General features: G+C 68.9%; 17 protein-coding genes. 3 read left to right on the forward strand and 14 right to left on the reverse strand.

Features of this window, described 5'->3' with window-relative positions:
• Positions 1-130: 130 nt before the first annotated feature.
• Positions 131-1,303, reverse strand: coding sequence for a DegT/DnrJ/EryC1/StrS family aminotransferase (locus tag Ssi02_RS08380; protein WP_204023029.1), 1,173 nt, complete (start codon positions 1,301-1,303; stop codon positions 131-133).
• On the reverse strand, positions 1,300-2,382 hold the full coding sequence (locus Ssi02_RS08385; protein WP_204023031.1) for a GNAT family N-acetyltransferase: 1,083 nt from the start codon (positions 2,380-2,382) through the stop codon (positions 1,300-1,302). The genes Ssi02_RS08380 and Ssi02_RS08385 overlap by 4 nt, the downstream gene beginning before the upstream one ends.
• 396 nt (positions 2,383-2,778) lie before the next feature.
• Between Ssi02_RS08385 and Ssi02_RS08390 the strand changes: the two genes are divergently transcribed.
• Positions 2,779-4,146, forward strand: a complete 1,368-nt coding sequence (locus Ssi02_RS08390) for a GH39 family glycosyl hydrolase (protein ID WP_204023034.1) — start codon at positions 2,779-2,781, stop codon at positions 4,144-4,146.
• Positions 4,147-4,241: 95 nt separating this feature from the next.
• On the opposite strand, the gene Ssi02_RS08395 is transcribed toward Ssi02_RS08390, so the two are convergent.
• From Ssi02_RS08395 to Ssi02_RS08440, 10 genes are all read right to left on the reverse strand, one after another.
• Positions 4,242-7,094 (reverse strand): hypothetical protein, encoded by a 2,853-nt coding sequence (locus tag Ssi02_RS08395; RefSeq protein WP_204023036.1) that lies wholly within the window; start codon positions 7,092-7,094, stop codon positions 4,242-4,244.
• Between the two features lie 38 nt (positions 7,095-7,132).
• Positions 7,133-8,506: a lipopolysaccharide biosynthesis protein gene (locus Ssi02_RS08400; RefSeq protein ID WP_204023039.1), complete on the reverse strand. Its 1,374-nt coding sequence runs from the start codon at positions 8,504-8,506 to the stop codon at positions 7,133-7,135.
• A gap of 40 nt (positions 8,507-8,546) precedes the next feature.
• A complete protein-coding gene (locus tag Ssi02_RS08405) occupies positions 8,547-9,341 on the reverse strand; it encodes a polysaccharide deacetylase family protein (RefSeq protein WP_204023041.1) in 795 nt (264 codons plus the stop codon).
• Positions 9,338-10,279: a glycosyltransferase family 2 protein gene (locus Ssi02_RS08410; RefSeq protein WP_204023044.1), complete on the reverse strand. Its 942-nt coding sequence runs from the start codon at positions 10,277-10,279 to the stop codon at positions 9,338-9,340. The genes Ssi02_RS08405 and Ssi02_RS08410 overlap by 4 nt, the downstream gene beginning before the upstream one ends.
• The gene (locus tag Ssi02_RS08415; RefSeq protein ID WP_204023046.1) at positions 10,276-11,109 is read right to left on the reverse strand and encodes a glycosyltransferase family 2 protein; all 834 of its coding nucleotides are present in this window, start codon (positions 11,107-11,109) and stop codon (positions 10,276-10,278) included. Before Ssi02_RS08415 ends, Ssi02_RS08410 begins: the two co-directional genes overlap by 4 nt.
• Positions 11,110-11,248: 139 nt before the next feature.
• Entirely contained in the window at positions 11,249-12,490 is a 1,242-nt protein-coding gene (locus Ssi02_RS08420) for a GNAT family N-acetyltransferase (protein WP_204023048.1), read from the reverse strand.
• Positions 12,487-12,858 carry a hypothetical protein gene (locus Ssi02_RS08425; protein WP_204023051.1) on the reverse strand — a complete coding sequence of 124 codons (372 nt, stop codon included), beginning with the start codon at positions 12,856-12,858 and terminating at the stop codon, positions 12,487-12,489. Before Ssi02_RS08425 ends, Ssi02_RS08420 begins: the two co-directional genes overlap by 4 nt.
• A gap of 444 nt (positions 12,859-13,302) precedes the next feature.
• Positions 13,303-15,075, reverse strand: coding sequence for a substrate-binding and VWA domain-containing protein (locus tag Ssi02_RS08430; protein WP_239128714.1), 1,773 nt, complete (start codon positions 15,073-15,075; stop codon positions 13,303-13,305).
• A 407-nt stretch (positions 15,076-15,482) separates the two neighbouring features.
• The gene (locus tag Ssi02_RS08435) at positions 15,483-15,806 is read right to left on the reverse strand and encodes a hypothetical protein (RefSeq protein WP_204023053.1); all 324 of its coding nucleotides are present in this window, start codon (positions 15,804-15,806) and stop codon (positions 15,483-15,485) included.
• Entirely contained in the window at positions 15,794-16,354 is a 561-nt protein-coding gene (locus tag Ssi02_RS08440; protein WP_239128715.1) for a cation efflux transmembrane domain-containing protein, read from the reverse strand. The genes Ssi02_RS08435 and Ssi02_RS08440 overlap by 13 nt, the downstream gene beginning before the upstream one ends.
• A gap of 292 nt (positions 16,355-16,646) precedes the next feature.
• Here Ssi02_RS08440 and Ssi02_RS08445 point away from each other — a divergent pair, with 292 nt between their 5' ends.
• Both Ssi02_RS08445 and Ssi02_RS08450 read left to right on the forward strand, forming a co-directional pair.
• On the forward strand, positions 16,647-17,435 hold the full coding sequence (locus tag Ssi02_RS08445; RefSeq protein ID WP_204023058.1) for a DUF4184 family protein: 789 nt from the start codon (positions 16,647-16,649) through the stop codon (positions 17,433-17,435).
• Positions 17,436-17,469: 34 nt separating this feature from the next.
• Positions 17,470-18,249, forward strand: a complete 780-nt coding sequence (locus Ssi02_RS08450) for a TrmH family RNA methyltransferase (RefSeq protein ID WP_239128716.1) — start codon at positions 17,470-17,472, stop codon at positions 18,247-18,249.
• Positions 18,250-18,293: 44 nt separating this feature from the next.
• Here the strand turns inward: Ssi02_RS08450 and Ssi02_RS08455 are convergent, their stop codons facing one another.
• Positions 18,294-19,244 (reverse strand): D-alanyl-D-alanine carboxypeptidase family protein, encoded by a 951-nt coding sequence (locus Ssi02_RS08455; RefSeq protein ID WP_204023060.1) that lies wholly within the window; start codon positions 19,242-19,244, stop codon positions 18,294-18,296.
• 168 nt (positions 19,245-19,412) lie between these two features.
• Positions 19,413-19,952 carry a DedA family protein gene (locus Ssi02_RS08460; protein WP_204023063.1) on the reverse strand — a complete coding sequence of 180 codons (540 nt, stop codon included), beginning with the start codon at positions 19,950-19,952 and terminating at the stop codon, positions 19,413-19,415.
• Between the last annotated feature and the right edge of the window lie 135 nt (positions 19,953-20,087).

A 20,087-nucleotide genomic window follows, 5' to 3' on the forward strand; every position in this document is an offset into this window, starting at 1 on the left:
TCAGAGACCCGCCCGCGTCGTCGGGTACGGCGCGGCCTCGTCGGCCGGTCTCTGCCACCCTGCAGCGGTGGTCGCGGGCCTCTGACGCCCGCGCCCCGGTGGGGTGGCCGGGGCGCGGCCGGCTCCAGGATCAGGGGGGTGGGACTGCGGGGGTGAGGCGTTCCAGGACGGGGACGGCGCGGTGGGCGTAGACGGGGTCTACGGGGAGGACGTGGGCGCCCCACCAGCGGGCGCGCTGGGGGGAGGGGGAGGCTTCGGCGAAGCCGGGGGCGTAGTCGTCGTAGGGCGGGTCGTAGAGGTAGCCGGTGGAGACGCCGCGGCGTTCCAGGTCGGCGATGGCGCGGTCGCGGTCCTCGACCAGGAGGGGGACACGGAACAGCGGCTGGTTCAGATTGGCGCGCACGCCTTTGGCGACGCTCGGTAGGGTGGCGAGTGTCTGGACGCCGGCCAGGCGGGCGTCGCGCTGCTTGGGGAGAGCGGCGAGTTTGCGCCGGTGATACCAGCGGGCGAGGCGGCTCCGGTCGGCCGCGTAGTCGTGCAGGTCGGCGCGGATCCACGAGTTGAAGGGGCTGAGGGCGGGCGCGTGCGGGAGGGCCGACCGGAGTTCGGCGGCGCGCAGCGCGATGCGGTAACCCTCGCGTTCCTCCTCCATGCCGAGCATGCGTGCGATGCGCAGCGCGGGGCGGACCATGTTGAGGCGCAAAGCCGCGTGGCGGGCCATCGAGGTGGCGATGCTCCACAGTTCGCGCCGGAAAGAGCCGGGCTGGAGCAGGCGGTCACGTTCTGCGGCCAGCGCCTTGGCGTCGGCGGCGCTGTCGACGGCGAGCACGCCGCCCGACCCGGCCGCCGCGTGCTTGGACAGGCTGAACACCCCGGCCAGCCCGAAGGTGCCGATGGGGCGGCCGTCGACCGTCGTCTCGGCGGCGTGCGCGACGTCCTCGATGAGGACCTTGTGGCGGAAGGCGTGGACGTCGTCGGGCAGGCCGTACAGGTTGGTGGTGAGTATGGCGTCGACCGCCCCGAGGTTGGTGCGCGCGGTGTCGATGTTGCCCGTCGCGGGGGACAGCGGCGCGATAACCGGCCGCAGCCCGGCGGCGATGACGAGGAAGAGGATCTCGTCGGCGGAGATCGGCGACATCAGCAGGCGCTGCCCGGGGGAGCACCAGTAGCGCAGCGCGATGTAGAGCCCGAGCCGGTTGGAGGGCAGGTAGACGCAGTGACGGCCGGTGCGGGCGGCGATCAGGGCCTCGGGGCTGCCGTCACCTTGGGCTCCACCGGGCGCCGCCGTACGCCCGGGCGTCACGGCTTGAGCACCGAACGTACGCGGGCGAATGTCTTGAGCACGCGGTCGGCGGTTCTGAACAGCGCCGGGTTGGCCATGACCGTGCCGCGTGCGGTGCGGATCGGCACCCGCAACACCCAGTGCACGCCCGCGGACGCGCCCACGCGGGCGAGGCGGCCCTCACTCACCAGGTATTCGCCGTTCTTCAGCTTCTCCTTGTATTCCTTCTCACCTCGCCCCATGTCGATCACATTGATCCCGGCCTTGGCCGCGCGTTCGGCCATCGCCAGGTGGTGGATCAAACCGGGGGAGTACTTCGAGAACTCGGTGTCGTAGGCGGGGAACCATCCCGCGAGGGTGGTGGCGGTGCGCAGGCCGAAGTGCCCGGCGAGGGGGCGCCCGTCGACGTAGAGCATGTCCAGTACACCGCCGAACGCCGGGTTGTCGATGTGCAGCAGGCGCTGCACGAGTTCGACGATCCACGGCTGGGCGAAGCGGTCGGTGCGTCCGGTGCGGCGGTATTGCTCGGTCTTCCAGCCGAGCAGCGTCTTCATGGCCTCGGCGTCGACGGTGCCGTAGTCGTGGTGGAGCGGCCCGATGTCCCGCTCGATCTTGCGGCCCTTGTAGACCGTGCTCTTGTACGTCTTGGCGGAGTTGGCCTTGATCGTCGCGACGTAGGAGTCGTATCCCTCGCTGAGGTCCATGATGGGCGAGGAGTGGTAGTCGCCCTTGCCGTCCTCCAGGGGCTGGCCGCCGACCAGGTGGTCGAACTCGTAGACCGACAGCCGGCAGGCACGCAGGAGCCGGAGCGGGGAGAACTCCAGGCCTTTGGCGTAGACCATGCCTTGTGCGTCCGTGAGGCCGGCGCCCACGGGTTTGCCGATGCCTAGCGGGTGACGCTCGAAGGGGAAGAACCCCGCGATGGACCCACCGTCCTCGATCACGGCCACGCGAATGTGGTCGCGGACCGTTCCAACCGCGAGAGTGAACTCCGGGGAGAGGAACGGATTGTCGAAAGAGGGGTTGGCCGCCTGGAGGGCCCGCCACCGGGCCACCTCCGGCTCCCCGAGGTCACGGGGATGAACCACTGAGACGCGCATGGGCTCCTACCGTCGAGTGGAAGCTGACTTGCCCCCGCCTGCCTTCTGCCGTTGGCTGAGCGTCTCCCGCCCCCAGTCGCAGGTGTGTTCCATCCGGAGCGGCGGAGCCGTACCGGCGGATCGCATCTGCTGATCAGGGAGCGCTCAGGCGGAGAGAACCGTCTTGATTATCCCGCCTGTCAGAATGGCGTCGAGTATGTAATGCCATGGTAAGGGATCTCGTCTACCGTTACGGTTGGGCGTGCCCTGATTCCGATGTCGCACTGCTGCTTAGGGCACAGAAGACCGAATCGGACTTACCCGGTCCAGAGGTACGAGTCGGTACGGTGGGCATGTTGTCGGACACTGTGGGTGTCCGGCGCGCCACGATGACGAAGGTGCGACTCGGAGGACTCGTTGATCCCCACCCAAGGACGGCACGCTCGCAGACCAGGCTGGCCACTGGTACTCGGCGGGTGCGTCGTGGTCCTGCTGCTCGTGGTCGGCATCATGATGTACGCGGGGAGATCGACCGAATCCGACGACTCGGCGATGACGGTGGTGCCGACCGAACCCGCCCCCACGCTCGACCCGCCACCGCCCACCGACGGCTGGCCGCGCTGGGGGGTGACCCACACGCAGTTCAGCGCCGCCGAGGAGGGCCACCAGGCCGAGTTGGCCGCCCGCCATCTACTAAGCCGCGTGCCGATGCTGCAAAACCAGCACATCATGGGCTGGGGCGCGGAGAATCCCGAGCCCGTCCAGGGGCGCTACGACTTCAGGTCGCTCGACCGGCGGCTGAAGTTCATGTCGTCGGCCAAGGGACTGCCGGTCATCACCCTGTGCTGCGCGCCTGACTGGATGAAGGGCGGCAAGGAGGGCAAGACCGACTGGGCGAAGAACACCCTGGCCCCTTATCCGGACTTCTTCGACGAGTACGCCAAGCTCGCCGTCACCGTCGCCAAGCGCTACCCGACGGTCAAGCACTTCATGGTCTGGAACGAGTTCAAGGGGTTCTGGAACAACGGGAGCAACAGCTGGGACGCCGCCGCCTACACCCAGCTGTACAACACGGTGTACGACGCGCTGAAGGCCGTCGACAAAGACATCCAGATCGGCGGTCCGTACATCCCGATCGACAGTGACCAGGCGGAGACCAACGCCTCCGAGCTGCGCGGCGAGTGGGGCATCGTCGATCAGCGCACTCTGGACGCGATCGACTATTGGATGAAGCACAAGCGCGGAGCCGACTTCATCGTGATCGACGGGGCGTCGGGCACCCGCGACGCCGGCATCGTGCCAGACGAGTTCACCGCGCTCAAGAAGTTCAGCGCGGTGACCAACTGGCTGCGGCAGAAGTCCGGCGACCTGCCCGTGTGGTGGGCCGAGTGGTATGTCGCCCCGGAGACCGCCGACTGGACCGAGGAGCGGCGTACGGCGGTGCAGGCCGTGGCCATGATGGAGTTCGCGAGCAGCGGGGTCCACACGGCGCTCTACTGGGATCCGCAGCGGCGGGAGGGCGCCGACTGCCCCGGCTGCCTGTGGCGGCCGGGCGAGGGCGGCGAGTTGCCCATGGCGGGGCTGCTCAGCGGCTTCACCCGGTGGTTCCACGGCGGTGTCACTCTTGAGCCGGTCACCTCGTCCGATCCCCGGGTGCGGGTGCTCGCCCAGGCCAAGCAGATGGTCGTGGTCAACACCGCCTCCACCGAGGTCACCGCGCAGGTCGACGGCAAGTCTTTCCGGCTCGCGCCGTACGAGATCAAGTGGGAGGACCGGGGGCGCTGAGGCATCCCCTTCACGCCGGAGGGGCGGGGCATCGTGCCCCGCCCCTCCGTTGTCACCTGATAGCGGTATTTATCGTCTGATAGTGGTGATTGCCGTCAGCCGCCGAAGCCCAGCACCAGGAACCGCTCGACGATCACAGCGGCCGCGATGACTGCCGAGATGAGCCCGACGCGCAGCGCCCACGCGCGTCCGCTGCTCGGCCGCCTGCGGGTGCGCATGCGCAGCACCTCGTAGAGGAACAACCCGCCCGCCATGGTGCCCAGTCCGACCAGGCCGACAGGCGTCGCCGTGGTCGTCGGGAAGCCGGAGCGGGCGAAGGCGTCGGCCTGGGCCGGGAGCACACCCTTGGGATAGGCGCGCAGGGTGTAGACCGCCGCGTCCTTGGCGGAGAAGACCTTCTTCAACTGCGTGGAGGCGTCCAGCGCGGCGCGGAACCGCTGCCCCCAGTCGGGGGCGAAGCCGTGGTTGAGCTCCAGGTAGGAGGCCTGGCCGTTCGTATAGACGAGATAGGTCTGCGGGCCCTCCTCACGCAACCGGGAGATCACCGGGTTGAGGTTCTTCGGATCCGGCGTGACCAGGGCCTCAAGGTAGTTGACTGTCTCGATGTCCCTCTCACGCCAGGGGATGGTCGGCGTGATCTCTCTGCCGAGCTCGGGGACCATGTAGAGCACCCGGGCACTCGGTTTGTTCTTGGTGTAGACGTAGTGCATCGCCGCGACCTCGTCCTTGCTGACCCGCTCGAACTTCTCGTTGCCGTAGCGGGCGACCAGGAAGGCCATCGACAACACCAGCGCCGTGCAGACCGCGAGCACGAGCGACCACCTGCGGGTGAGCTCGGGCTTGAGGCGGAACCGCGTGTAGCGCTTCCTGAGCGGCACCGCCTCGTCCCCCGAGTCCGGCGTGCCCGCCGGCAGGTTGGGGAAGAAGGCATAGGCCGCCAGGATGCAGACGCCCGGCAGCGCGAACAGGTAGATGCGCAGGCCGATCTCGCCGCCGTAGCTCTGCAGGCCGAGCGCGAGGATCGGGATGCAGAGCATCACCACGGCGGCCCGGTCGGTCACCCCGCGCCTGATGCGGCGGAACAGACCGGTCGCGGCCAGCATGAGGATCAGGCCGAGGATGCCGAGCCGTATCCGCAGCACGAGGGTGTGCTGCGCGTCGCGGCCCACCAGGCGGTCGCCGGTGTTCTCCTGGAGGTTGTCGAAGATGCGGCCGAGGCCGCCGAAGATGCGGTCCAGGCTGCCCGCCCAGTAAGGCGTGGCCGAGTAGTTGATCCACGCCAGCACGAGGAGCCCGAGCATCAGCGGCAGGGCCCAGGACAGGGTGGTGCGCCTGGTGATGAGCAGACCGGCCAGGGCGCCGAGCATCATGAACGGCGTGATCTGGTGCGAGGCGGTCGCCGCCACGAAGACGCTGATCAGCACCAGCAGCATGATCACCCGGTCGCCGAGCGACGTGCTCGACTGGGGGATCTCGCCGGGGGTGAGCCGGTTCAGCCACGCCAGCAGGGCGCGGATGCGGCCCTTGCCGGTCGGCGAGGTGGGGCCGCCGCTGGCCCGGCCGAACCACCGCAGCAGGATCGCGACGAAGGCCAGATAGAGGAAGAAGGTGAAGCCCTGCGGGGAGAAGTAGTCCTGTCCGATCCACTGGGTGAGGACGAACAGCATGGCCGCGAACCAGCGGGCCCGTGTCGTCGCCACGAGCAGCCGCAGGATCATCACGAAGGGCAGCAGGTAGAGCAGGTTCGACAGCAGCGGTGTCCACTGCAGGATGGGCGCCAGGTCGGTGATCCCCGCGGCGCGTGAGATGAAGGCGAACAGCGCGAAGAAACCCGGCCAGGCGAAACGCGCGTCCAAGCTGGGAAGCGCCTCGCCGGCCCTGGCGATGTACTCGACGAAGCCCGCGTGAGCCCAGGCGGTGTGGAACCTCGGCTCGTCGTGGATGAGCGCCGAGGCGCCGTGCAGGGCGAACACCACCGAGGCGAGCTGGAAGAGCAGCAGGCCCTTGCGGTCGATGTTGGCGGCCAGCGTCACGAAGAACGCGGCGATCAGCACGATGATCGCGGCGAATGCGGTGACGGGGAGGGCGGAGATCAGGCCGAGGCCGTCGATGTCGGCCTGGTCGACCCCCGCCAACGGGCCTGGGGCGGCACGCAGGGCCAGGATGTACATCACCAGGCCCTCGATCGTCAGCATGGGCGGCACCCAGCGTGGGGCGCTGCCCAGCAGCCGGTCGAGTAGACGGGGCTTGGCGGGCGGGGGAGGCGGAGGTGCGGGGCTCTGAGGGGCTTCGGCGGCGCTCGGCTGGTCTCCTCGCCCGGCGGCGACGGCGGCGAGCGTCTCCGTGGAGATCTCGGGCACGGTTCCTGGGGGCGCCTCGGGCGCACGGACGCGGGCCCAGGCGTCGCGAGGGGAGTCCTGGAGCGGCCCAGGGGAGCGGACGGGGGTAAAGGCGCCGCGGGGGCCGTCCGGGCCGGGGAGATCGGCGCTGAGGTCTTCGGCCGTGGACTCGGCTGATGCGACGGCATGCTCGGCGGCGGGCGCGTGCGGGGGCCCGCCGGCGGACCTCTCGCCGGAGGGCCGGCCGGCGCCGGGCTCCTCCCAGGAGGCGTCGTCCCATGCCTGGTCGTCCCATGCCTGGTCGTCCCAAGCGTGGTCGTCCCATGCCTGGTCGTCCGAGGCGGCGTCGTCGGTCGTGTCGTCGGTTGCGGGCTCGACCACGGGCTCCGGCTCGCGCGCCTGCCGATCCGGGGTGGAAGTGATCTTGGGGAACACGACGGTGTCCTTGGCGCTGTCCGGGACGGCGCCCGTCTCCGGGGCCTCCGGGGTGTCGCTCCGGCGGTCGCCTGTCGTGTCCGCCGGGGGGGCGGTGGACGTCATGTGGGTCTCGTCAACCTCGGGAGGCTCGGTTGTCTTGGGGTCGAGCTGGGAGGACTCGCTGGTCTCCATTGCCGTCTCATCGTCTTCCCGTTGCCTCACACAGACCATCATGCGGCCTGGTGGGGGCCTTCCGTGACGATCGGCTGGGGCGTTTGAGGAAATTTGAGAAGATTGCGAAGTCCTTTGAAGATCAGGAGAGCGACCAGCACTTCGCTGAACAGCAAGCCATATCCAACCGCATTGATCCCGGCAATTGGGAACAGAAGCATCGAGGAGGCGAGCACCAAAACGGCCAGCCCTCCCTGCACCAGCATCAGTTGGCCGGCCTGGCTACGCGCCCGCAGACCACTCAGATAGATCTCGATCAGCACCCTCGGCAGCACCGCTAGCGCCATCAGCCGCAGCAGTGTGGTGCCGTGGTCGGCGAAGGCCGGGCCGAACACGCTGAGGATCAGCGGCGCGGCCAGAATTGTGACGAGAACCACCGGGGTGATGATCATAAAGGCTCTTCTGAGCGCGTTGCGCGCGTTCTCAGCGAGCTGCGACCGGTCGAAGGCCCCCTCCACGGTGAGCGAGGTCGCCATGTTGATCGCCAGCAGCTCGATCATCGAGCCGAGGGTGTGCGCCATGGAGAAGTAGCCGAACGTCGCGGTGCCGACCTGGGCCGCCACCAGTACCGGGACCAAATAGACGATCGCCAGCATGGACAACGTGCCCGGGTAGTCCCCGGCCAGGAAACGGCCGATCTCCCGCATGGGGAGCGGTCCTCCCGGCGCCGAGCCCGCGGTGTCCTTCACGTGTTTCGGGATCAGGAAGCCGAAGATCAGGATGTTGATCGGGATCAGCGCCATCGCCGTCGGTACGATCCACGACACGAAGATGCCGTCCCCCGGCAGCGCCCCTGCCAGGGCCGCCAGGAGCACCATCTTGACCAGCCCGAAGCCCAGGCTGTTCACCGGCACCCAGGTGGCCTTGCGCAGTCCCGCCAGCGTCACGTCCTGCAAGGTGAAGATCGACCACACCAGCACAGAGGCGAGGAAGAACAGACCGGGGCCGAATCCGCCAAGCGAGGCATAGGTGTCGCCCCACACCGGCAGGGTCAGCAGGAACCCGAGCGCCGCGGTCACACCCGTGGCGCCCGTGAGGAAGTAGGCCCGCCGGATCAGCATCGGCGTCCTTCGCCCGGCGACCGGGATGAACCTCGCGAGCGCTCCGACGAACCCCAGCGCGACGAGCGAGGCGAACAACCGCATCGCGGTGATCAGCGCCTGCCCGGCCCCGAAGTCCTCCACTGTGTAGAGCCGCGCGGCGATCAGCCAGTAGCCCATCCCCAGCACCGCGGTGATCGCGGTGTTGGCCATCAGGGCGTAGCCGTTCCGGAAGAGCGGGTTTCTGAGGTCGCGGAGGACCTTGTCCCGCAACGCGGAGAAGCGGCCGGACGCGGATCCCGCCTCCGGCCGCTTGCTCGCCGCCGTTTTCATGGTGTGGGCCCCTCTCCCCGCGCTCCTCTTCCCGTTCTCCTCAGACCCTGCCACGGGCCTTGTGCCAGCCGTACCTGGTGCGGCGCACCACCGCGTAACCCTTGGTGAGGGCACGTTCCTTCAGATAGATCAGGGGGATGCCGCTGCCCTCGACCGCGCGCAGGAACTTGCCCATGGTGGTGTTCGCCGCCACGGTCAGCCGGGGCAGTGCTAATCGGTCGTGGACCGCCGAGGTGAGCGCGTTGGCCACGGCGCAGGCGGTGCTGTAGCCCGCGCGGGCCACCTCGCGGCGCACCCTGGCGCTGGAATATCCGTACGGATAAGCCATGGTGACCACCGGCCGGCCCGTCTCGTCCTCCAGCAGGGCCTTGTTGGTGCGCAGTTCGCCGGCGAGGTCGCGGTCCGGGAGCTGGTCGAGCTGGGGGTGGCTGTGGCTGTGCCCCCCGATCTCGACCCCGCAGGAGACCGCCTCGCGCACCTGGCTCCACGACAACATCGTGTCGAGCGGACGCCCCGCCGCGTGCCGCCCTGCGTCGGCGAGCCACCCGCTGGTCACGAACACCGTGGCGGGGATGCCGTGCCGTTCGAGCACGGGTAACGCGTCGGAGTGGAAGTCTGCATAACCGTCGTCGAAGGTGACGACGATCGGCTTCCCGGGCACCGTACCGCTGTGGAACGCCTCGGTGAGCCCCCCGAGCGACAGCGGGGAGAACCCGCGGTCGCGCAGGAGGCTCATCTGCTCGGCGAACACACTCGTCCGTACCGCCAGCGGGCGGGTCTCGGGGTTCGGGCGTTCGGTGACCGAGTGGTACATCAGGATGGGGACACGGGTCACGTTCGGCGCATCCTCAATCTCGCCGTGCCTAGGGCGTAGCCCCAGGCGGTCCAGAGCAGGCCGACGGCGATCGCGCCGGCCCTGCCGAATCCGCCGGTGTCGCCGCGCAGCGCCTCCCCGACACTACGCAGCGCGCCTTTGGGCAACGCCTTGAGCGCGTGCGCCCGTTCGGCGGCGAGCCCGTCGCCCGATCCGACGCTGTTCGTCACCATGGCCTTGGACAGGCCCTCGGCGAAGCAGCGCGATCTGAAGTAGGCGAAGGTCGCGCGGGCGGCCGGCACCTTGTGGCCGATGACGGCGCTCGGCTCGTACAGGATCACCGAGCCGGGCTTGCGCTGGGTGAGCCTGATGCAGAACTCCGTCTCCTCACACCCGAGAGGACGGCTCTTGCGGCCCTGCACGCTTCGCCCGATGCCCGAAGAGAACCCGCCGATCTCCGTGACGGCCTCCCTGCGGAACGCCGCATTGCCCCCCATGACATTGCGGATCGGCGAACGGACCTCCGGCATGCCCCGGTAGGAGCATCCGACGGTCCAGTCGAACTCGTAGGGAAACCAGCGGGGCCGCACACCGCCGGCCCACAGCGGGCGGGTCAGCCCGCCCACACCCATGACGGCGGGGTCGTGGAACCCCTCCTCAAGCGCCTCCAGCCAGCCGGGGTCGGCGACCGCGTCGTCGTCGAGGAACGCGACGATGTCCCCCACGGCGGTCGCCGCTCCGGTGTTCTTGCCGCCGGAGAGGCCCTTGGCGTGGGTGTTCTCGACCACGATCGCATCGGGGTATTCCCGCTTGAGTCTGAGGTGGAGATCGGGGTTGTAGTCGACGACGAGGATCAGTTCGCGCGGCGTGCGCCGCTGTGTGCGGACCGATTCGACGGCGGCTCCGATGTCCTCCCAGCGCTCTTCGGTGTAGACGCAGATGACGACCGAAGTCCTCATGCCGCGCCCTGGTCCGCCCGGGGCGCGGCGTGTGGCTTGGCGGTGGTCACGGTGGGCTGGCGGCGCCACTCCTGGAAGATGGTGCGGAGCACACGCAGGCCGTCGCGGACCGCGTGCAGGTTGCTCTCACCGTGAATCCGGTTGCGCTCGTGGCTCGGCACCTCGTGGATCCGCAGGCCGGACTTGGCGGCCCGGATGTTCATCAGGGTCTCGACCTCGAAACCGTCGCAGTCCAGGTCAAGCGCGGGCAGGTGGCGGGCCCAGAAGGCGTTGTAGCCGTAGCACAGGTCGGTGTACTTCGTGCCGTACATCCAGTTCACCAGGGTCGTGAAGACCTTGTTGCCCATGCGGCGGTTGAAGGTGATGTCATCGCTTCCGCCGCCGGACGCGTACCGCGACCCCTTGGCGAAGTCCGCACCGGTGACGAGCGCGCCCACAAAGTTGATGATCTCGCGTCCGTCGGTGGAGCCGTCGGCGTCGATCATCACGATGATGTCGCTGGTGCAGGCCGCGAATCCGGCCGCGAGAGCGTTGCCCTTGCCCTTGCCCTTCTGCGTCACAATTCGCACGTTCGGCCGCAGCCGCCGTGCGACGGCCACGGTGTCGTCCTTGGAATTGCCGTCCACGAGCACGATTTCGTCAATCCAGTGCGGCAACGTGGCGAACACGTGCGGCAGGTTTTCGGCCTCGTTCATCGCGGGAACGACAACGCTGACGGTCGGGGTGACCGCCACGTACGGCGTGAGCGGGGTGAACCGTTCCACCGGTGGGATGGAGCGCAAGGCTGTGATCTTGGCCTTGCTGTTGAACTTCGTGATGTCGGGACTCATCTGGGGAACGTCCTTCCGGAGCCTGGGAGCGGTCGTACGGGCCCGGACCCTCTCCCGGCCCGGGCGACCGGGAAGAAGAGCAGATGGTGCAAAGAGTGCATTTCGGGTCCTGGGGGTGAAACGTGGGGGTCTGAAGTGATTAGAGGGAACTATTCTCGCGGGTCTCGCGCGTAGGTACCAGCAGGTTCGTCCCGGCAAGGTCGGGCAAGTGCCCGTTTGACCGGCCGTTGGTATGCGGAGACCCCGAACAGGTCCTCATCACGTCAGGCGTCTGACGATCCATCTGATTGGAGTGCGAAGACCGCCCCGAGGTTCGGAGACGGCCGAAGCCCTTTAAGAGGCGGTCCGCGGCCCGATAGAGCGACGGTCGGCTGGTGACCACATCCCGGGCACGCGAGAGCGGTGCCCTGCTCAGAAAATGAACCGCGGCGGCCGCCGACGGACGCACGACACGTCCGGCGATGACCTCGAGATCCCCGTTCTTCAACCAGTTCTTGTACTGCTTGCCACCCCGCCCCATGTCGATCCGGTGAAGCCCGGCGGAGGCGGCGTGCTCGGCCATGTGCAGGTGGTGCACAATGCCCGGGGAGTATTTGAGGTAGGCCGTGTTGTAGGCGGGGAACCAGCCCACGAGGGTCGTCGCCGTGCGCAGCCCGAAGTGGCCCGCGACCGGCTCACCGTCCGCGTAGATCATGGTCAGCACCCCGCCGAAGTGCGGGGAGTCGCTCGCCTGCAGGCGCTCGACGAGTTCGACGATCCACGGCTGGGCGAATCTGTCCGTCCGTCCCGTCCTGCGGTATTGATCGGACTTCCAGCCGGTCAACGTGCGTAGGGTGCCGACCTCGCCGGAGCACCAGTCGAAGTGGAGTGCGCCCACCTCCCTGGCCAGTTTGCGCTCCTTGTAACGCACGGTCTTGTAGTTCTTGGAGGAATTGGCCCGGACCTGAGCGATGTAGGGCTCGAACCCCGCACTGAGGTCCATGATCGGCACGGGGTGCGCGCTGGACCGGTAGGGGGTGAACGTCGCCTGGTCGGAGACCATGTGGTCGAAGTCGAACACGCTCATGCGGCAGGCGCGCATGAGCACGCGGGCGGGGAGGCGGAGGGCGGGGTTTGCGATCACTCCGTGCCAGGTGGTCAGGAAGCCCCCCAGTGGCTTCCCGACACCGAACTTGTGCCGCTCAAAAGGGAAAAATCCCGCGATCTTCCCCTCGTCCTCGATCACGGCCACATTCACGTAAGAACGAAGTTCCCCCATGACCTGGGTGAACTCGACCGAGAGGAAAGGGTTGTCGAGGGACGAAGACGATTGTTGGAGCTCGCGCCAGCGGGCGGCCTCGGCGGGGCCGAGTTCCCCGGGGCGGACAACGGTGATCCTCACCTCGTCTTCGCCCCCTGCTCCGCACGCATGACAGCAGCCCCCCGATAAAGCACCTGCAGGACGTACATGAACCCGCCCAGCACCGCGATGGTCGCCACCCCGGCGCGCGGCGACCACGAACTGAAGACCAGCATCGCCTGCGCGAGAAGAACGTTGATGACCAGGCTCGCGGCAACGCCTACGGCCAGGGACTCGACCGGGTCACGATCGCGCAACAGTCCCGAGATGCCGGCCGCCGGCACGACGATCATGAAGAGTGGAGTGAGGACTACCCGCAAGGGCGTGTCGATGTCGATGAGGGCGATGAGGGCCCCCGCGACGCACGCAAGAGCGAGTGTCCAACGGATCACTCGCCGGTTCGTAGGCATGTCCTGGCTCCTGGCTGGGCAAACATCCGGTTGATCGCACTTTTATGGGACCAACCCCACTTGAGACCCGTCAATGCCGACGTTTGGCAGTGGTTCCTGGTTTACGCCATCTCAAAGCGCGCCTGATCTGTTATTAAACACAAAGTCACGCACCACTTGTCCCACTACTACCGCCGGGATCGCCTGTCTGCCGTGACATTGTGAGTATTTTCACCCAATATGTCGCATCTGATCAACGCGCGGGCGACGTCGGCCGCCGCGGCCGGCGCATGATCGGCGGCCCGTTGTTGATCAGGTGACGAGGATCTCACCGTGAGGACGCATGCCGACCAGCCGGTCGGCGGCGCTCCCGCGCCCTCCGCCGCGTTGTCGTCCGGCCGGGCTCTGCCGTACGACGGGCTCCGTGTGGTTCCGCCGGGCCGCGCCGTGCGGGCTGTCCTGGTGTCAGCTGTCGCAGTTGGGTGAGCAGAGGCGGCGCTGCATCGCCTTGAGGAAGATCTCCTCCACGTTGAGGATGTTCTTGGCGACGAACGCCTCGCCGCCGGTCGCCTGGGCGAGCCGGTCCATCTCCCGCTTGCCCTTGGCCGCGTCCGGGCCGAACGCGATAAGCAGGATGTTGACCGGGCGGTCCTGGTCGAACTCGCGCGACAGCTTGCGGAGGATTTGCGCGTTGGAGATGCCGCCGCCGGGGTCGTCGTTGCCCGCGCCGTCGGTGAGCACCAAGATCGTGTTGATCTTGTCGGGCTGGTATTCCCTCTTCATCCGGGTGAAGGCGGCGGCCAGAGTGTCGTTCAGACCGGTGTCACCCGTCGCCTTCGCCCCGATCGCGCCGATGCGCTGCTTGAGCAGGTCCCTGCGGAGCACGCCGTCGACCGTCTCGGTGAGCGGGCCGACCGGCACCACCTCGCGATAGTCACGGCCGATGCCCACGAGGTCGGTGGCGAACTCCCACACCCCGATCTCGCTGTCGGCGGGGAACAGGCGGATGCCCTCGGTGGCGATCTTCGCGATCACCCCCATCCGGGTCGAGCCGGTGCCCTGCACGGGCAGGGCCATCGTGCCCGAGATGTCGATCAGGGTGAGCAGGCGGGTGCCGAGGTTCAGCCGCGACCACGACTGCGAGAGCCGGGCCACCGCGCTCGCGGTCGGTTTGGGCAGTGTGCGCGGTGCCTGCTCGGCGAACCCGTCGTCTGGGTCGAGTGACACGCCGGCCCGGCCGTCCGCCGTACGGAATCCCTGGTCGCGCACGATCCGCTTGGCGGACTCGCTGGAGAACTCCCGCTGGAACTCCTGGGCGGCCTTCACGATCGCCGGGTCCCCGGACAGCGACACCAGGGGATAGTCGAGGTTGAGCGTGCCCTCCGCGGGATAGAGCGGGGAGAGCTGCGCCTCGGACTGCTTGTTGTGCGCCCAGATGCTCTGCTCGGACGACACGCCGAGCGGCACGCGGCCCGACTTCACCGTGAGGCTGGACAACATCGCCTCGGGGCTCCTGACGGTCGAGCCGGCGAGCTGCCGCAGCGCCCCGACGAGCCGCTGGCCGGTGACCCCGGACTGGCCCGCGACGGTCGAGGCCGCCATCAGCGCGCCGAGCCCCGCGGAGTTCTGATGCGGGTCGAGCACGAGCACGCGCACCTTGCGCCCGACGTCCTTGGGGCCGGCGACGTTGGCCGCCCCGATCAGCCCGCCCCAGCTCGCCTCCCCGAGGGTCTTGCGCAGCGAGGGTACGGCGGAGCGGGCCGCGACCAGCACCACGGGCGAACTGGCCACCGAGCCCACGGACTTGACGGTGGGCACCTGCCGGGGGCCCCCGGAAAGCCGGTTGAGCGAGAGGCTGGAGTCGGGAATCCACAGCTTGGGGGCGGGCTTGCCCGCTCTGATCGCCGCCACGACCGAGGCGGTGCTCGCCTTCTCCACGGTCAGGACCACACAGCGGTCGTCCACGACCCGCCCGGTCCTGTTGAACATCGCGGCGATCTTCGCGGCGGCGGGCTGGATGTCGGGGGAGGCGCTGACGGTCAGATCGAGGCGGTCGCCGCCGTCGCAGCTCCGGTCCCGAGTGAAGATCACATATGCGGCGACGCCGGCGAGCACGGCCAGCGCGACGGCCCCGGCCAACGGGACGAGCACCCTGCCGTGCCCGGCGGCACGTCGTGACTTCGGCTCATGGAGGCGCACCCTCCCGTCATCGAAGTCGTCTGTGCGGTGCCGTCCCACGGTGCCGGTCCTCTCGCTCGTGCCTTCCCTAATGCGACGCTTCAGGTCGCGATGAGGAGGGCTTCGATCCCCATACTTTCTTGGCTGCGTGTGACGTGTTCCGCGTCGTGGGCCCGTTGTTCTCTCCCGGCCCGAGTGGATCGGGAAGCCGGCCGCGCAGCGTGCCTGACCTGGGGTGTTCCCCGGGGTCGGGCGGTTGTTCGCCCGCCATCCGGGCGAGCTTGTCCGTGTTGTCCAATCTCGAACGATAGTGGCAGTTTTTTGGGGCGCCCATCATAACCGTTGGTGCGGCGATTACGTTACGCGCTGGTAACTTACTGCTGCGTTTAGCCTCGCGATACATCTTGACTGCCGGTGGGGCTGGGGTATCGTGATCCGTACAACGCGATATGTCGCGATTGGCAGGGCTATCCCACAAGGAAGTGCGTATGCCGCTGATGGTCGAGGTGCGCGACGTGCGGTTGGCCGCCCGCGGCCACCGCGCCGAGGCGGAGCCAAGGGCTGAAGCCGACGATTTGCTCGTCATGGACGTGGCCACGGGCCACGCCGATGTGCGCGACACGCTCCGCCGGCTCGACTGCGTGCGCGAGGTCACCGTGGTCAGGGGCGTCTTCTGGGTGTGGGCGGAGATCGGCGCGGCCTCCCGCGTGGTCGAGGCCCTGCGGGCACGCGACCTGCCGCTCGTCGTCATCGGCGTCTTCGCCGCCCGGCGCGGCGATCAATGCCGGCACACATGCCCGCCCCACGCCCGCCACCCCTCGCGGGCGGCCACCGCGGCGAGCACCGTCGCGACCATCGGGTCGACCCACCACCAGCCGATCGTGTTGAAGCCCAGGCCGATGAGCACACCGGCCGCGAGCGACGCGCACAGGAGGTTCTGCGTGCCCTCGCCCGCCGTCGCCGGCGACGCGAGCCGTGCGCCGAGACGGCGTTTGGCGACGCCGAGGACCGGCATGCTGATCAAGCTGATCGTCGTCACCGCGATGCCCAGCGGCGACGGCGCGGACCTGTGGCCCTCGGCCAGGTCGTGCGCCACGTGCAGCACCACATAGGGCGCCAGCAGCCAGAAGCTCAACGCCACCGCCCGCTGCGCCTTGCGCTCGGCGTCGCCCGCGAACACGCGGCTGCCTGTGAAGCGCCACAACACGATCAGGCTCGCGAGCGCCTCCACCATGGAGGTCAGCCCCCACCCGATCAGCGCCACCGAGTGCGCCCGCAGCCCCGCGACCAGCCCGAGCACACTCTCCAGGCCCAGCCATCCCAGCGTGACCAGGGACAACAGCCGCGCCCGCCGCGCGTCCCGCAACCAGGCGGCGGAGAGGGCAGGGTGCGAGTCGGCAAAGGGCGATTCTGATGGTGTTGAGACAGCTCGTGGTGAGACGGCCGGACGGGCGCAGGTCTCGTGGACAGTCACCGTGACCCCCGATCGACGACAGCGCCACGTACTCTACCGCTTACTCTCGGTGATGGCCTGGGCTTCGGCCGACTGATCTTGATCGGCCGCGGCGGCGTGACCTCGGCATCGCACGTATCGTGGGCGATCTTGCGGAGCCTGCAGAAGAGGGTGAAGGGTGCCGTTCACACCAAGTCATATCGCGGCGGTGGTGCCGCTGATGGCCTCGGCGCGGCTGCGGCGAGTGGTGGACCCGTGGGCGCTCGCCGTCGGAGCCATGGTCCCGGACATTCCGATCTTCCTCCCCTTCCTCCCGGAGTACGGCGACTGGCACTCGTTGCCGGGCATCCTCACCCTGGACCTGTTCTCGGCGCTGGTGCTCCTCTTCGTCTTCCACACCCTCCTGCGCGACCCCCTCATCGCTCTCCTGCCCCCCGGTCTCGCCGCCCGCGCCGCCACCGTGGCGTCCGGCGGTGAGTACGGCTGGCGCCGCCTCCCCGCCGTCGTGCTGGGCGCGGTGGTCGGCTCGGCGACCCACGTGTTCTGGGACTCCTTCACCCACTCCTACAGCGCCGGCGTCTGGGGCCTCGCCTTCCTGGCGGAGCCGCTCGCCGGGCGGCTGACGGTCTTCCGGCTCCTGCAGTACACCTCGACGGTGGCCGGCGGCGCCGTGGTGGTGTGGTGGGCCCTGCGGGGCCTCGGCCGCGTGGACCCGAGGCCCCTGCCCGCGCGGCTCGGCCTGCCGGGGCCGGTGCGGGTCACCGTACTCGCCGGTGTGGCCGCCTCGTCGGTCGCCGGCTTGTTCCTGTGGCCGCTCGTCGACCCGCCGGATCCGGTCTACGGCTGGCCCGGCATGCTCACCAAGGTCGGCGCGGGCACCGTCGTGGGGGCCGCTCTGGCGCTCCTGGCCTACGCGGTGACGTGGCGGGTCACCCGCCTGCTCGTGGCACCATCGGAAAGTGGCTGAAATCCTCGATGTGACCGGGGCGGACGATCCCCGCTTGAGCGACTACACCCGGTTGCGCGACGTCGAACTCCGTAAAAGCCTCGAAGCCGAGCGCGGGTTGTTCCTGGCGGAGGGGGAGAAGGTCATCCGCCGGGCGATCGCCGCAGGCTATCCAGTGCGGTCGGTCCTCACCACGCCACGCAGGCTTGCCGGCCTCGCCGACGTGCTCGACCCGCTGGAGGCACCCGTCTACGTCGTCTCCGACGAGATCGTCGAGGGCATCGCGGGCTTCCCCGTGCACCGGGGCGCCCTGGCCTCCCTCGCCCGCGTGGCGCTGCCCACCCCGCTCGACCTGCTCGCCCGCCCAGGCGTGCGCCGCGTGCTGGTGCTGGAGGACCTCGTCGACCACGGCAACGTCGGTTCGATCTTCCGCTGCGCCGCCGCCCTCGGCGTCGACGCGGTGATCCTCTCCCCGCGCTGCGCCGATCCCCTTTACAGACGCGCGGTGAAGGTCTCCATGGGCGCGGTCTTCGCGATCCCCTACGCGCGGATGACGGAGTGGTACAACGGCCTGGCCGAGCTGCGGTCGGCGGGCTTCCAGACCCTGGCCCTCACCCCAGACCAGTCGGCGGCCCCCATCGGCAAACTCGACCTCGGGCCGCGCGCGGCGCTGCTCCTCGGCTCGGAGGGCGACGGCCTGTCTTCCCGGTGGCTGCACGAGGCCGACCAGAATGTGTGCATCCCCATGAGCGCCACCGCCATGGACCTCGGGGTCGACTCGCTCAACGTGGTGGCCGCCGCGGCGATCGCCTGCCACGCCCTCATGCGCCCGTAGGGCCACCGGCATGAAGCGGGGCGGGGTGGGCGCAGGGAGCCCGGCTACGAGCTTGAGGCCCAGTTGATCAGTTTGGTGGCGGTGCTGAAGCGGCGCTGGGCGCCGGTGTCGCCGAGGACCACGCCGATGTAGCGTTTGCCGCCGCGGTCGACCGCGAAGGACAGGCACCAGCCGGCCGGGTTGGTGTAGCCGGTCTTCATGCCGACGGCGCCGGACACGGTGCCGAGCAGTTTGTTGGTGTTGGTCAGTGCGCGGCCGCGGGTGTGGCTGCTCTTGCGGATGGTGTACTTCCGCGTGGCGGCGATCTTCGCGAGCTGGGGGTGCGCCAGGGCGATCTTCGTGAGGGCGGCCTGGTCGCGGGCGGTGGAATAGTTGCCCTTGGCCGGCTTGGGCATGCCGTCGGGGTTGACGTAGTGGGTGTTGGCGAGGCCGAGGGTGTGGGCGGCGTTGTTCATCTTGGCGACGAACGCCGACCTGCCGGGGCCGTACCTCCGGATCAGTGCCTGTGAGGCGTCGGCGCCCGAGCTCAGCATGAGGCCGTGCAGGAGGTCGCGCACCGTGGGCCGCTCGCCCTTGCGGAAGCCGCTCCCGGCGGCGCCGGTGGCCGCGGGATAGCGCGCGTCGGCCGCGGTGATCCTGATGCGCTCGTTGAGGTCGGCCCCCTCCGACAGCACCACGTAGGCGGTCATGACCTTGGTGAGGCTGGCGACCGGGCGCCGCCGGTCCGCCCCCTTCTGGTAGTGGACGGTCCCCGTCGCACCGTCGATCAGGATCGCCGACTTCGCGCTCACAGCGGGGGCGACCCGGGTCGCGGCGGCGGGCGGTACGGCATGAGCCGGCGCGGCGTGGCCCGGCGCAGAGTGAGCCGGTGAGGCCGGGGCCGGTGCGGCAAGAGACGCGGCGTGGGCGGGCGTGACGGGCGCGGCGCCGGTGAGCCCTGCCACGACGGCTAGGAGGCCACTGCACAGCACCGCTGAGAAACGTCCGGTATGCATGCGGACCATCGTGACACGGATGGCTCACACCATATGTGGATCTTTGAGCTATGCCAGATGAAGAGTTATGCCAGATATAGAGCTATGCCTCTCCAGGCTTCCCAGACTGATATCAGGAACTCCTGGAAGGACCAGTGGAAAGGGATGAGAACGACAGATAACGCGGGGTTAGACACCCGCCATGGCATCCGGCGACACCGCCGCCTGCTTTGCCCGGCGTCTGCGCCGCCACATGACGAACCCCGCGATCAGCGCGGCGGCCACCACGGCGACCCCGGCCGCGATGAGGGGCGACTCCGCCGCGAGCAGCAGCCACCCCCACAGCACCGAGTAGAGGCCGAAAAGCGTGACCGGCACCCAGGTGAGGCAGCCGAGCGCGCTGGCCACGACATACCACGGATAGGAGATGCGCAGCACTCCGGCGACCCAGGGCAGGGTGTGCCGCAGGACGGGCACCCAGAAGCACCCGTAGACCGCGAGCGCGCCCCAACGCCTGACGGCGTTCTCCACCTTGAGGATGGCCGCCTGGTCGATCCTCCTGCCGAGACGGGACTTGTAGACACGCTCGCCGACGGTGTAGCCGACCCAGTAGTAGACCTGGAAGGCGGCGAACAGCCCGGCCCCGCCCACGAGGGCCCATAGCCACAGCGGCATGCCGAACACCGATGCGGATGTGGGGTCGGGGATCAATGCCTGAAGTGGCCGCATGGAAGCTCATCACCGCCCGTCCGTCATATGCATCTTAGGTCAGCCTTGCCTTAGCCCTCGCATGGGCCGGTCACGACGTTTCCCCGCCTCGATCCAAGCACCTGACCTGGCCGTCTGGCACTGCAAGCGGATGTC

It is taken from the genome of Sinosporangium siamense (assembly GCF_016863435.1).
Classification (GTDB): domain Bacteria; phylum Actinomycetota; class Actinomycetes; order Streptosporangiales; family Streptosporangiaceae; genus Sinosporangium; species Sinosporangium siamense.

Bases quoted from the DNA above. Each gene is read 5' to 3' on its own strand.
- Ssi02_RS08385 (WP_204023031.1), bottom strand. From the start codon at position 2,382: ATGCGCGTCTCAGTGGTTCATCCCCGTGACCTCGGGGAGCCGGAGGTG.
- Ssi02_RS08395 (WP_204023036.1), bottom strand. From the start codon at position 7,094: ATGGAGACCAGCGAGTCCTCCCAGCTCGACCCCAAGACAACCGAGCCT.
- Ssi02_RS08400 (WP_204023039.1), bottom strand. From the start codon at position 8,506: ATGAAAACGGCGGCGAGCAAGCGGCCGGAGGCGGGATCCGCGTCCGGC.
- Ssi02_RS08410 (WP_204023044.1), bottom strand. From the start codon at position 10,279: ATGAGGACTTCGGTCGTCATCTGCGTCTACACCGAAGAGCGCTGGGAG.
- Ssi02_RS08415 (WP_204023046.1), bottom strand. From the start codon at position 11,109: ATGAGTCCCGACATCACGAAGTTCAACAGCAAGGCCAAGATCACAGCC.
- Ssi02_RS08425 (WP_204023051.1), bottom strand. From the start codon at position 12,858: ATGCCTACGAACCGGCGAGTGATCCGTTGGACACTCGCTCTTGCGTGC.
- Ssi02_RS08455 (WP_204023060.1), bottom strand. From the start codon at position 19,244: ATGCATACCGGACGTTTCTCAGCGGTGCTGTGCAGTGGCCTCCTAGCC.
- Ssi02_RS08460 (WP_204023063.1), bottom strand. From the start codon at position 19,952: ATGCGGCCACTTCAGGCATTGATCCCCGACCCCACATCCGCATCGGTG.